This window comes from Micromonospora coxensis (genome assembly GCF_900090295.1).
GTDB lineage: Bacteria > Actinomycetota > Actinomycetes > Mycobacteriales > Micromonosporaceae > Micromonospora > Micromonospora coxensis.
In genome coordinates this window covers 4,638,970-4,652,442 of the sequence record NZ_LT607753.1, presented here as the reverse complement: position 1 = coordinate 4,652,442, position 13,473 = coordinate 4,638,970, and the positions used below count along the sequence as shown (strand labels likewise).

At 69.9% G+C, this 13,473-nt stretch carries 4 protein-coding genes; 2 read left to right on the top strand and 2 right to left on the bottom strand.

All coding sequences use genetic code 11. The annotated features are described in order from the left end of the window. The first annotated feature begins 8 nt into the window (after positions 1-8). Positions 9-2,729, top strand: a complete 2,721-nt coding sequence (locus GA0070614_RS21280; protein WP_157745057.1) for a sigma factor-like helix-turn-helix DNA-binding protein — start codon at positions 9-11, stop codon at positions 2,727-2,729. A gap of 117 nt (positions 2,730-2,846) precedes the next feature. Here the strand turns inward: GA0070614_RS21280 and GA0070614_RS21275 are convergent, their stop codons facing one another. Continuing rightward, positions 2,847-8,615 (bottom strand): AAA domain-containing protein, encoded by a 5,769-nt coding sequence (locus GA0070614_RS21275; protein ID WP_088977617.1) that lies wholly within the window; start codon positions 8,613-8,615, stop codon positions 2,847-2,849. 597 nt (positions 8,616-9,212) lie between these two features. Here GA0070614_RS21275 and GA0070614_RS21270 point away from each other — a divergent pair. Beyond that, a complete protein-coding gene (locus tag GA0070614_RS21270; RefSeq protein WP_088977616.1) occupies positions 9,213-11,960 on the top strand; it encodes an AfsR/SARP family transcriptional regulator in 2,748 nt (915 codons plus the stop codon). 126 nt (positions 11,961-12,086) lie between these two features. Here GA0070614_RS21270 and GA0070614_RS21265 read toward each other — a convergent pair whose 3' ends face one another. Beyond that, positions 12,087-13,439, bottom strand: coding sequence for a phospholipase D-like domain-containing protein (locus tag GA0070614_RS21265; protein ID WP_157745056.1), 1,353 nt, complete (start codon positions 13,437-13,439; stop codon positions 12,087-12,089). Between the last annotated feature and the right edge of the window lie 34 nt (positions 13,440-13,473).

The window sequence follows — 13,473 nt, the reverse complement described above, 5'->3', positions numbered from 1 at the left end:
GGACACCCGTGAACACAGCATTCGGGGATCTCCCCCCCGAGGCGTACCACGACGCGCCTTGGACCCGGCTGCTGCCTTGGCTGGCTCCGTACACGCCGGCGACGGCACGAGAACTCGTGGACCTGACTCCTTCACCTGACTGGTGGATCACCGAGTCGCCGGCGGTCACCACGATGACCGTTGAGCACGAGGATCTGTGCCGTCATCTCGCTCAGCTGTTCGTCGTCCGTCATTCAACCGCTGCCTTCGGCCAGAGCTTCCCCACAGTCCCCCGCCATCTGCCCCTGTCCACTCTTGCGACCAGCTCCAGGGTCGCGACAACATTTCAGCGCCTGCAGGTGCGGACCGTCGCCGACCTCGGGCCCTTGACAGTCGGAGACCTCTACGACGTCCGCGGGACGGGGCACAACACGGTTGAGGATGCGGTCACAGCCCTCGTCTCGGCAGCGATCGTCCGGTCCGGTGGGCAGGACGAGTGGGATGGCCCGGAAGACGAACGGGAGGCGCTACGCGGGGCGGCGCCGGCTTCCCTGCCCCCCGCTCAGCTTCAGTTACTGGAGGACCTGACCCAGTTGGCGGACTGGCGTCACATCCGACGTCGCGGCGACCAGTCTCTGCTGAATGTCGTGATCGAGGACGGAGCGCCTGAGGAAATCCAGGAATTGGCTCTCCGGCTCAACTCACTCACGGCGGCGGACATGGTTTCCGCCACCGGAAGCTCTGATCCGGTCCTCGAGTTCACCGCATTCCTGTCCGAGCTCGACGAGCGACAGGTGCGCATTCTGTGCGACCGCTTCCTCGGCAGGCCACCAAAGAAACTTGCCGAGCTGGCAGGCGACTTCGACGTGTCCCGTGAGCGAGTCCGGCAGATCGAGAGCAAGGTAAAGGATCTGCTCGCCGGAAGGTTCCACTTCGGCACAACCATCGGGAATCTCCTGGCCAGCCTGCGCACGGAGATCCAACCGATCGCCGCCTTGGACCGGTTGATCACCCTGCACCCCGACCTCGCCCGAGACGTTCCGGGGGTAAACGTTCCACTCTGGCTTGTGCTGGATCGCTTGGACGACTACTTCGAGGTGACGGACGGGTGGGCGGCAGCTCCCGACGTCGCCGCGGCACGCGAGCAGACCCGCACCCTGCTTGAGGACTTTGCGACGGACCACGGCCTCGTGGATCTGGCCACTGTCGCTACCGCGACCTCGATGCCGAAGACCGAGCTGCTCGCCTGGCTCAGCTGGTGTGGCTACACGCTTCACAACAACCAGATCCTGACCCGTACCCGCTCGCTCGGTGACCACGCGGCGGGTCTTCTGGCGGCGACTGGCGAGCCGCTTCACATCGACGAACTGCAGCTGCAGATAGGCCGGGACAACAGTATCCGGAGTCTGGCCAACCAGCTGGCCGACGACGAGCGTTTCGTGAGGACCGACCGGTCGACCTGGGGGCTGGCGAGCTGGCAGCTGGAGGAATACACGTCAATCCGGCAGCAGATCGGTCTGGAACTCGCTGCCGCAGGAGGCGAGGTGGAGATCGGACGGCTCGTCGATTCGATCACCAGCAGGTTCGACGTGTCACCGAGCAGCATTCAGGCCTACGCCGGAAACGGAGACTTCGAGATCGTCCAAGGCGTGGTCCGCCGTCGGGAATGCCCAGCGGCACCTCGCAAGGCGCCGAGCGCCACCCGCCGGCTCTTCAAGTACGACGACGACTGGTGGAAGTTGCGTGTCACCGTCACCCGAGACCATCTCCGCGGCTCCGGCTTTCCGGTGCCCTCTGGAGTGGCGAGTCTCGTGGGATGCGCGCAGGGCGAGGTCGCGGAGCTGGAATCGGACCTCGGCACGCAGAGCATCCGGTGGACAGGGCTTCAGCCGTCGAGCGGAACGATCAAACGGTTCCTCGATCGCCTTGAGGTGCGGGAAGGGCAGAACGTCTTTCTCGAGTTCGCCCCGTACGGTCGTTTCGACGTCTCGCTGCCAGACCCGGCCGATCCCGAGGCGCACCCCTTGGAGCGGGCTGCGGCACTCACGGGGTGCGCAGAGGGAGTCGGGAGCCCGGAAGACGCGCAGATGGCGCTTGCCATGGCGGTTGATCTTCCAGCCCACGCCAAGCCCCGACAGATCCTGTCGGTTTACCGGCAGCGCGGCGACGATGACATCGCGAGTCTCCTCGAGGAGGTGTGGACCCGTCCTCGCAATCAGTGGATCCATCAGTCATCAACCGATCCGTCCCATGCCGAAGCGGGGCGGAGCGAGGACGACGAGGTCGACGCCAGCGACGAGATTCTCACCGTCGACCCGGCGGAACCGCAGGACCAGGTCTCCGACGACGGTTCAGTGTCAGTGCCGGCGGGGTACCGCAGCGTGGGGTGGGTCCGGCCGCATGAGGCGGAGGCCGCTGTGCTGGCGTACCAACTGCACTCCGACGTTCCCATGCACGATGGAGACAAGATTTCCGGTTGGGCCCGGTATGTGGACGACAGTTCCGGCGACGCGTCCAAGTTTCGCGCCAACGTGATGCTGGCCAGAGCCAGATCTCAAGGCGAGCGCATCGTGTGCTGGATTCGCGAGCACGAGGCGTTCAGTGTTGTCCAAGCCGCGGCGGAGAGGCGGTCGATGTCCGTTCGAGGACCCGACGGCGTCACCACAGGGTTGGTGCAGTACTTCCCTCCAGGAAGCGAGGCTGCCGAACGCTACAGGAGCACCACTCGACTGCTCCGCGGACACGGGTGAGCTAGCTAACCTACGCAGCGAAAGCTGCATCGACACGCCGGCCTTAACTCTGGATACATTCATTGAGGATGGCCGTCAGCTCTGTCTCGCCATGCTGACGGCCGCCTCGTTGCATCCTTAAGAGCTGGGCGAAGAGACTCCGTCAACCCGACTGCTGGCCACCGTCAGCTCTTCCTCCGTAAAGAGGGAGTGGAACTCCGGCTGCAGCGCGAGAGCCTCCACCGTCAGATCGACACGGCCCCGCTCCCACAGCGCGGTGAAGCCATCCGAAACCACCGGATTGTGGAGAAGCCGTCGAGCCGCAGCGAGGCCTCCCATTTCGGTAACCATCCTTAATAGGAGAGTTGGGTTGCAGTTGGCCTCATCCCGTGCCCGCACGAGGATGCGGACCATCGCCTGGTGGAAGGCGCGCTCCAGTCCCGATTGCTCACCCCTCCCTGGGGGGGTGGCCGTCAGGTGCCGGCGGGCTCCAGGTATCCCGTCTGCCTTCTGCGTCGTTGCTTGCCGCTGCGGCCGCTCAGCGTCAAGTCCCTCACTCGGCTTCGCGATGTCCTGGGCGTTCCCCTCGCCTGGATCCGTGGCGGCGGTTGCAACGCGGTCCGCCAAACGGAGCAGACGGGTCACACTCCGGTGTCGGACTGCGGCAGGGCTGGTGGGAGAGAAGTATTGGACCAATCCGCCGCGGCCACCCTGGGGAACCTCCCACGGAACGTTTCGCCTCCTGCTGGCCGCTTGGATGACCGCCTTCGCCTCGTTCTGGTGCACCCAGCAAACCACTTCAACGCCATCGGGACCAGTACGGTCAACTCTGATGTTCGCCCGGTGAGCTCGGGCCTCCGCAGAGGTGCCTGGGTGGAACCTGGCCCATCCGAGAACCTTTCCGTCGTGCCGGATGGGGATGTCACACCGCTGCTGGTAGCTGGTTATGGCGGCCTGCGCCTCGTACGGCCGCAGCCACGCGAGGCTGTCGTATCCAGCAGGCACCGGCGGCTCCGGTTCCCTGGTGCCGTCGGCGAGGGACGTAAGTGAAAGGGAGCCTTTCCCGGTTGCCACAGGAGGCGCCGTCCACTCATCCGGTTGTCCGGTTTCCGAATCCGCTGCCGCCTGTCGGGGCGGTGCGGCTCTGGGTACCCGTGGCTCGGCATGCTCTTCCCGGCGCGACGGCAGCTCATGGCGCAGATGGTCCAGCGGACGAACCCCGGCGACCGGCTCAGACTGATGGGCCGATGGCTCATTTGCCGCCGAGGAATCAACCTCGCTGTCGCCTTCCTCAAGGGCGGAGCGATTCCCGGATGTCTCAATCTGCTCGGCCGACGACCCACTTACCGTCGCCTCCGCATCCAGCAGGTTTTTCAGGGTTGGATCCTCGACGAGCGGCCGTGGTTCCGCTGCGGCAGAGCCGTCCGAACCGGTCTCTCGGTCAACATGCACCGAGGCTGAGCCATCGATAGCGGGGGCGGTGGCCCCAGCAGTCGTCGATCTGCCATTGGAAGCCGCATACGGCTCTGAGGGCAGGGCTTCCTCGTCACGCACAACGCCATTCACGACTACCGTCGATTTGACGGTGTGGGCTGAGGGGAGGCCCCGCGGAGGCTCGATAGTCGGCTCAGCGAACGTGATCTGCAACCCGTCAATGCGCTGCCACAGCGGTTCCAGCGCCGCCTCCGGGTCCCGGCTGAACACGCTCCCCCGGATCCGCACGAAGACGCAGTTGCCGACCCGCTCCAGCACCGCCTGCCGGCGCATGTCGCTCTCCCATTGCTCCGGCCCGTGGTAGGCATCGCCGTCGCATTCGATGGCGAGTCGCCGGCCGTCCGGGGCGGGGAGCACGAAGTCGATCCGGTACCTGCCGATGCGGAACTGGGGCAGGGGCCGGTATCCGCGGCGCAGGATGCGGCGCAGCACCTCGCGTTCGAAGTCGCTGTCGCAGCGCTTCTCCAGGTCGTCATACGCCTCCTCTGCGGTGTTGACGTTCTGGCAGTAGGTGAGCAGCAGCCCTCGGGCGTCGTCGTCGCGCAGGTCGGCAGGCTGGACGGAGTGGAATACCCAAAGCTGGTCGCGGGCGCGGGAGGCGGCGACGTTGACCCGCCGGTGGTGGTCGCGTTTGGTGAACGCGGAGACGGCACCGTTGTGCGGTGAGACGACCGTGGACACGAGGACGATGTCCCGTTCGTCGCCCTGGAAGGTGTACGAGTCGCCGACGCGCAGGCGGCGTCTTTCCATCTCCTCCTCGCCGATCTCCTCGCGGAGGCGGGCGAGCAGGTAGAGGGCTTGTCCGCTTGTGCTGAGCAGGCTCACCACACCGATGGACCGTCCCTCGTACGCGGGGTCGGCGACGATCGCGGCGACCCGCGCAACGAGCGCCTCCGCCTCGGCGACATTGACGTTGCCGTAGGCGGGCAGGTCCTGGCGGATGCCGTCGGGGACGTGCACGGCGATCACCGGGTCACCGATGCCCGCGGGCCGGTCGGTGCGCAGCGGTTCGATCTCCCCGCCGTAGTAGGTGTCGCTGGAGAAGCCGATGATCGCCGGTACGGACCGGAAGTGCTCGGTGAGCAGGATCCGCTCGGGCGAGCGGCGAACGGCGTGGTCGTAGAGGCTGCTCTCCGGGTCGAAGTGCTCGGCGGACGGCACGTCGACCAGATGAGAGTTGATCAGCGCGGTGACCGTGCCGACGAAGGAGAGCTGCGGGCCGATCTGCTGGTCGTCGCCGACGACCACGGCCCGCTCGGCGAGGCTGAGGATGGGCAGCGAGAACATGTCCGCCTGGGACGCCTCGTCGACGATGACCACGTCGAAGTGGGCACCGCTGGCGAACTGCTCGATGGCCCGGTCCACCGACATGACCCAGACGGGTACGGCGTCGACGGCGGCGGTCATCGCTCTCTGGGCGTGGGCCTGCCACTGCGCGGCGTTCTTGCCCGTACCCTTTCCGATCTTGCGGAGTGCGGTGGTCCAGTCCGCCAGGGCGGCGCGACGCCGGTCGTCGAGCGCCAGCGACACCTCCAGCCAGGAGGAGGCGACGACGAGTTCCTGCGTCAGCTGTCGGATCCGTTCCCGCGTCCGGTCGATCCGGCGCCCCAGGGCGACCGGGTCGACGCTGCCGACGACGGTGTCGAACCAGGTCTGCGCCTGACGCCACTGCCACCGGCGCAGGCAGTCCGCGCCGGTGGCGTCCAAGGCCGTCGCCGTGCCGTCCTCGAGCTGGCCGGTCCAGTCCGGGGCGGCGGGGCGGAGCAGGTCGGTGAGCTGGGCGAAGCGCTGCGCGTCGGGGCGCAGGGCAGCGAGCCGTCGTACCTCGTCCAGGATGCCGTCCCAGTTGGCGAGGTCTGCGTCCTGGCGGCTCTGGTCCAGCAGTCGCCACAGCTCACTGGCGTTCGTGGTGGACATGCCGGCCTGCAGCACCGCGTCGAGGTTCCGTTCGTCGGCTACGAGCCGGTCGTGTGTGAAAACCGTCGCGCACCGGTCGACCAGGTCGAGGAGGGCTGTCAGTCGTCGTACGTCGACCGTCTGCTCCGCCCGGGGCACCAGCCGGCGTACGGTGGCGAGGAGGGTGGGCCAGCGGCGGCGGTCCCAGTCCAGCGCGGTCGCCGCGTCGGCGAGCAGCCGACCTGCCCAGAGTTCCGGCTGGTCACCGAACTCCTGCGTGAGGTTGAGCAGTTGCCGCCACTCGGTCCACCGGGTGGTCAGCTCCTGCCGCGACCGGAGCCGGTTGACGTACGCGATCACGATGTCGACGTCGTCGGTGGTGCGCAGGATCTCGCCGTCGATGCGGCAGTCGGCAGCCAGCTTGGCAAGGGTGCCCTGGAAGAGGCGGTTGACGCCCTTGCCGGCGGCGAACCGCTGACGCAGCTCCCCGAGCTGAGCCAGCAGCCGGCGCGGTTCCGCCAGGTGGGCCTCGGGGACGGTCACCTGATGACCGGCGACGATCCGGGCCGTCGCGGTCAGGTCGGTGAGCACCCGCTGGCAGGCGCCGACGTGGTCCTCCCACATGGCCCGCCAGTTCGGGTCGGCTTGCAGGAGGGCGGCGAGCCGGTCCGTCCAGGCGCCCTCGCGGGCGGTGAGCACGGTGAGTGCTTCGCGCAGGTGCCCGGCGAGTTCGCCGAGGGCGGGCTGGCCGAACGCCCGTACCTCCGGCACGACCACGCCCGCGGAGGCGAGTCGTTCCAGCTCGCCACGGGCGGCGGCGAGTTCCCGCCGCGCGGCGAGCATGGCTGAGGCGGCCGGCAGGTCGGCCACCGTGGGCAGGTGCCGCAGCGCCTGGGCCCGATCCTGTCGGCCGGTACGCCGGGCGATGTCGAGCAGCTCGGTGAACTCCTCGACGGTCAGCGGGGCGCCAAGGTCTGGCGGAATCTCGTCGGGGAGGTCGCCGTACCGGTCAGCCCGGTCCCGCAGCCAGGTACCGACGTCGCTCGGCGACAGCCGGAGGCCGTCGATGTTGTAGTGTGCGGACTCGTTCTCCGCCATCGTGCGCAGTGCCCCGAGCGCCTGGCCGAGGTCCCGTTCGGCCTCTTCGAGTTGGCGGCGCAGCCGGTCCACCCGCTGCTGCTCGCCCCGCCTGTCGAGGGTGGCGCCGCGGTCGGAGAGTTCCCGCGCGGCGAGCTGCAGCTGTACGAGCTGATCGGTGGAGCGACCGAGCACCGCCAGGCAGAGGGACTGGATCTCCTGCGGCAGCCCGTCGCGCAGGACGCGCAGCGGGTCCTCCTTCTGGGCGACGACGAGCACCCGCTTGCCGTGTGCCATCAGGTGGCAGATCAAGTTCCGGATGGTGTGGGTCTTGCCGGTGCCCGGCGGGCCCTGCACCGCCACGTTGCGGTGCTGCGCCAGCCTGCGGGCGATGGACTCCTGCGCTTCGTTGGTCGGCAGCGGCATGAGCAGCCGCTCCCCCAGCGGCTTCCACTGGGCCGGCTGGTCCTGCGGCATCTCCAGCTTGCTCGGCTCGTGGGCCAGGATGGCGGCCAGTGCCCCGATGCTGGCGGTGTCACCCTTCAGCAGCCGGGCCCGCAACTCTTCGAGGAAGCGGCGCAGCATCCGCTGGCGTGGCCGGACGAACAGCACGCCGGTGTCGTGGACGTACGGCCCGCTGGGCGCGGTCGCGCCGGCGTCCCGGAGGACCGGGTCGTGTCCCAGCCGGCGCAATGCCCGCTCGAAGAATTCACGGCGGGTGAACTCGTCCCAGACGTCGAGGTCGAGCTGGCCGCCCGAGCCGGCCAGTGCCAACAGCTGGCTGAGGTAACGCTCGTCGAGGCCGGTCAGCGGGTCTGTCTGCAGGCGAGCGGCACCCTGCGGCACCACCCGTACCACCGACCGGTCCGCGTCGAACTCGATGGCGACTGGGGTCACCACCAGCGGGTACTGCACCCGGTGCCCGGCGACCTCGGTCCGGATGACGCCGTGTCCCCAGACGAGTTCGTGGGTGGCGGCGTTCATGTCGACGCGGTGCTTCAGGTCGAACAGGTTGCGGTGCAGCTGCCGCACCTGCTCGGTCAGTCGTGCCTGCTCGGCCCACGGCCGCCAGTCGCGGTCCCGCCACTGCTCGAAGCGCGCCCGGAGCAGTTCGACCGTCGCCTCGTCACCGGCCAGCCGCGGCTCGGTCGCATACGACAGCGGTCCGTTGAGGTAGGGGGCGAACTCGGCAGGCGGCCTGATCTGTCGGGGCACGCTGGGCAGGCCGACCCGCAGCCAACTCACACCGTCGGTGGAGGCTCCCACTTCGCAGTCTGCGTGGGTCGGCAGGTCCTGCTGCCAGAACGCGTCCGCCGAGGGCACCGTCCGGGCCGGCTTCTCCATCTGGGCACGCACGGCCATCAGGTATTCGACCAGTGCGGTAGCCCGGTCGAGGATCAGGGCGGGCGATTCGGTGGAGGACGTAGAGCGGGAGAGCATGCAACACCTTTGGTGGCTGGGAGGGTGCGGGTCGAGAGCGGAACGCCGAGATTGCCTCAGGCGCTCAGGCCCCGACCTGATGTCAGGCAGAGCGTGGGAACTCGGCACACGGTCCAGTTGCGGACAGCGGCCCGAGAGTTCCCACCTATTCGCGGTTCAGCTCGCCCAACCACCCGCACATGCCTTGACCTGGCACACATCCGACCCACCTCCCCACTGGCGGTCCCCGCACCCTACCCGCGCCGGTCCTGCCGACGGGACCCCTGAGTCGGCATTACTTCACGACGCCGGAGAGCACGGTCAGCCCCACTACGGTAGGGAGCTCTGCCATGAAGGCTGACGTCACCGCCCGGGATCGCCCCGGACGTACTGACAGCCGCCGGCCTCGCCCCGGACTACATCCACCAGGCGCCGAGGGTCGCGCCGCTGCCGGCCGGTGAGCACATCGCCTGGCACCGCCGTGAGGTGTTCAAGGGTCAGCCCCTGGCCGCCTGAATCGGCTGCCCGGCTGCCGACCGGCATCCGAGACACCACAGTGGATGCACACTCGGTGAGGAACCCGGTGACTACCGTTACCAGGCGGACGGGGATGGGAGCGTGAGGGTGCTGCGGATCAACGTGCTCGGGCCGGTGCAGGTGGAGCGCGATGACCGACCCGTACGCCTCGGCCCGAAGCAGGTCGAACTCCTGGCCATCCTCCTCGTCGAGCCGGGCGCGGCGATCCCCGCGACCCGGATCGTCGACCTGATGTGGGGCGACGAGCGCTCGCCCGGGGCGCGGGCCACCCTCCGCAGCCACGTCTCCCACCTGCGTCAGGCGCTGGGAGCGGAGCGGGCGCTGATTACCGTGGGGACCGCGTACCGGCTCGATGTGCCCCCGGACGCTGTCGACGCGTACCGCTTCGAGCGCTGGTGCGCCGACGCCCGTCGCCTGGTCGCAGCGGGCGAGCCGGACCTGGCCGAGCGGGGTGCGGCCCTGCTGGCGGACGCGCTGGCGTTGTGGCGCGGCCCGGCCTTCGCCGACGTGGCGGACCGGTCGTTCGTGCTGCCGACGGTGGCCCGGCTCGATGCGGCCCGGCGGGCGGCGCGGCGGGACCACGCGGGGGTGCTGTCCGCGCTGGGCCGGCACGCCGAGGCGGTCGCGCAGCTTGCCGGCGCGGTTGTGGACGACCCCTACGACGAGGGGGTACGCCGAATGCTCGCTCTGGCCCTCTACGCCGAGCGGCGGGTGGACGAGGCGGCCGAGGTGTGTCGGGACGGGCTGGTGCTGCTGCGGGAGCGGGGTCTCGACGCGCCGGAGCTGCAGGAGTTGCAGCGAGACATCCTGCACCGGCGGTTGCCGTCGCCGCGCCGGGCGGCGGATTCCGCCAAACCGGTCCGGCCCTGCCTGCTGCCGCCGGACCCACCGCAGTTCGTGGGGCGCGCCGCAGAGCTGCGAGCGGCCCGCCGGCTGCTGGCCGACGGTACGGCGACGGTGCTGGTCAGCGGGGCCGCCGGGGTCGGCAAGACCCTCTTCGCCACCAGGCTGGCGCACGCGATGCGCGACGACTTCCCGCACGGCCAGCTCTACGTCACCATGCACGGGTTCGACCCGACGGGCGTGCCAATGACGGCGGGTGAGGCGGTACGGGGCTTCCTCGACGCGCTCGGGGTGCCGCCGGAGCGGGTGCCGGCGACCCTCGACGCGCAGGTCGGGCTCTACCGGAGCCTGCTCGCCGACCGGCGGATGCTGGTGGTGCTGGACAACGTCCGTGACACCGCGCAGGCCCGGCCGCTGCTGCCGGGCGCGTCCGGCTGCGCCACGGTGGTGGTGAGCCGCAGCCAGCTTCCCGGCCTGGTGGTCGCCGAGGGCGCTCGTCCATTGCGGCTCGACCTGCTCGACGAAGGCGAATCCCGGGAGCTGATCGCCCGCCGGGTGGGAGCCGCGCGGCTGGCCGGCGAGCCGGCGGCGGTGGCCCGCATCGTCGAGTCCTGCGGCCGGCTGCCACTGGCGTTGGCGATCGTGGCCGCCCGGGCGGCCACCCACCCGGAGTTCACCCTCGATGCGCTGGCCGGCGAACTGCGGGGACTGGACGGGTTCGCCGGGGGCGACGGCAGCGCCGACGTCCGGGCGGTCTTCTCCTGGTCGTACCGGAGTCTCGGCCCGGCGGCGGCCCGGTTGTTCCGGTTGCTGGCCGCGCACCCCGGCCCGGACCTCACCGTCGCCGCCGCGGCCGCTCTCGCCGGCACACCGGCCGATCAGGTACGCCCGGCGCTGCGCGACCTCGCGGCGGCGCACCTGGTCGTCGAGCACACTCCCGGCCGCTACGCGCTGCACGACCTGCTCCGGGCGTACGCCGACGAGTTGGGGCGCGACGACGGTGAGCGGCCGGCGGCGGTACGGCGGGCGCTGGACCACTACCTGCACACGGCGCTCGCCGCCGACGCCCTGCTCTGGCCGCACCGCGACCCACTGGCAGCGCCGCCCCTCGCCGAGGGCGTGACGCCGCAGGTGTTCGCCGGCCGGGACGACGCGCTGGCCTGGTTCACCGCCGAGCACGCGGTGCTGCTGGCCGGGCTGGAGCAGGCGGCGCGTGCCGGCCTGGACGGGCACGGGTGGCGGCTCGCCTGGGCGGTCACGAACTTCCTCGCCCGCCGCGGTCACTGGTCGGACTGGGTACGCGCCGGGCTGGCCGGGGTGGCCGCCGCCGCGCGGGACGGTGACCGGGCCGCCGAGGCGGAGGCGCACCGAATCGTGGGCGGCGCGTACGTGCGGCTGCGGGAGTTCGACGAGGCGCGGGCACACTACCGGCATGCCCTCGACCTGTTCGCGGGCCTCGGCGACCTGGTCGGTGAGGGGTTCACCTGCCGCAGCCTCGGCTGGCTGTGCGAGCAGGAGGGTGACGTCGGCGCGGCGCTGCGCCACGACCAGCGGGCGTTGGAGCTGTTCCGGCGGGCCGGCCACGAGCGGGGCGAGGCGAACACGCTGAACTCGGTGGGCTGGTGTCACGCCCTGCTCGGCGACCACGAGCAGGCCATCGTCCACTGTCGCCGCTCACTGGCGCTGCTGGAACGCCTCGGCGACCCGGTCGGCATGGCCGGTGCCTGGGACAGCCTCGGGTACGCCTACCGCCACCTCGACCTCCGTGCGGCGATCGCCTGCTACCGCCAGGCCCTGACGCTGTACCGGCAGCTCGGGGACCGACTCAACGAGGGGCTCACGCTGCGGCACCTGGGTGAGACCGAATACGCCGGCGGTGACGTCGACGCCGCCCGGCTTTCCTGGCGGCAGGCGCTGGACATCCTCGCCGAGGTGGAACACCCGGACACGGAGCGGGTCCGGGCGCTGTTGGACACCGCCGCCTGAAGCGGCCCCGGTCGGCGGCGCACCCGCCCCCTCTTCACCGGATGCGACGCCGACCGGGAACGCTTCTGTAGCGGTGCCGGGGCCGGCCCGTGGTGGGTCCGGCCCCGGCACCGGGACCGCCGGTAGTCAGTCGGTGGATTCGTCGGCGACGTCACCCGAGGCGGGGATGTTGGGGTCCTTGCTCGGGTCGTAGACCCGGCAGGTGCTGTGGTGCGAGTCGAACCGCTGCTGGAACGGCTTGGCGAGTAGGTGGTTGCGCAACGCGAGGATGTTCTCGTCGTTCTGGCGCAGCGCCCGGTAGGTGAGGTTGTGACTGCCCAGGTAGAGCGTCGACGTGCCCGCCTGGCGGATGATGATGAACTTCTCGTGCATCGGGATGCCACCGGCCTCGGTGTAGCCGCAGAGGTGCACAGGCATGGCCTTGGCGAGGGTCACCAGCGCCGCCATGGGTGCGCCCACATCGTGCGGCCGGCCGGTCCTGGCGCCGGTGACGACCCGGACCTGGCAGCCGCGCTTGCGGGCGGCGATCAGTTCGTTCACCACCGCGCGGCGCTGGATCCGGAAGTTCGCCAGGTCGATCCTGGTGCTGCTGGAGCAGGTCAGCCCCTTGAGGATGCTCACGATCGGGTCGTTGCTGCCACTCCTGGGCTTGGTCCCGGCGGCCTCGCGGCGCGGGAAGGTGTAGAGGCGGTGGTTACCGGCCGTGTAGGTACGCCCGGCGTTGGCGTCACTCGCCCCGGATTGGCCCTGGGCCATCAGGGCGTTGAAGTAGTGCAGATAGTCGGCGTACAGGCCGGTGTAGCTGATGGTGATGGCGTTCTCGTACGCGGGGTAGTGGTCGAGGTTGGCCGACGAGACGTAGAGGACGTTCTTCGCCGTCCCGCCGCCGGCCAGCCGGACGCTGGAGATGGTCATGAACTTGTTGTGCATCAGCGGCGGGTTGTGCAGCGGCGACGCTTCGGTGCGGCGGGTCATGCAGCCGCGGGTCGACTGCTTGTCGGGACGCCGGGTGCCGCACTCCACGACGGTGATGCCCGAGATGGCCTTGAGCGCCTTGTAGTAGGCGTCCCCGTCCCAGACCTGACTGCCGTTGATGACGATCCGCACCTTCACGCCCCGGGCGGCGGCCCCCTTGAGGGCGGCGAGGACCTCCTGCCGGTTGAAGAAGTAGAGGGTGAGCGAGAGCGTCGCCCCGGCCGGCGTCGCGTTGATCAGCCGGGCCACGTGGGCACCGACTCCGGCGTGCATGTCCGCCGCGTCCGCCTTGCTGTTGAACCAGGCGTAGTTGCGTACCTCGGACGCGGCGATCGGAACCACCGCAGATGCGGGAGGCGCGGTCGTCACGGGCGGCGGGGCCGGCGCAGCGGGGGTCTGCGCCGCGACCGGGGTGACAGGCAGGGTGACCGCCGTCAGCACGGCGGTCACCAGGGCGAGGCTGCGCAGGTGGGGCTTTCTGGTCAGGGACGATGTCTGGTGCACGGTGATCAGTCCTTCCCCGTTCTCCTCCAGGCAC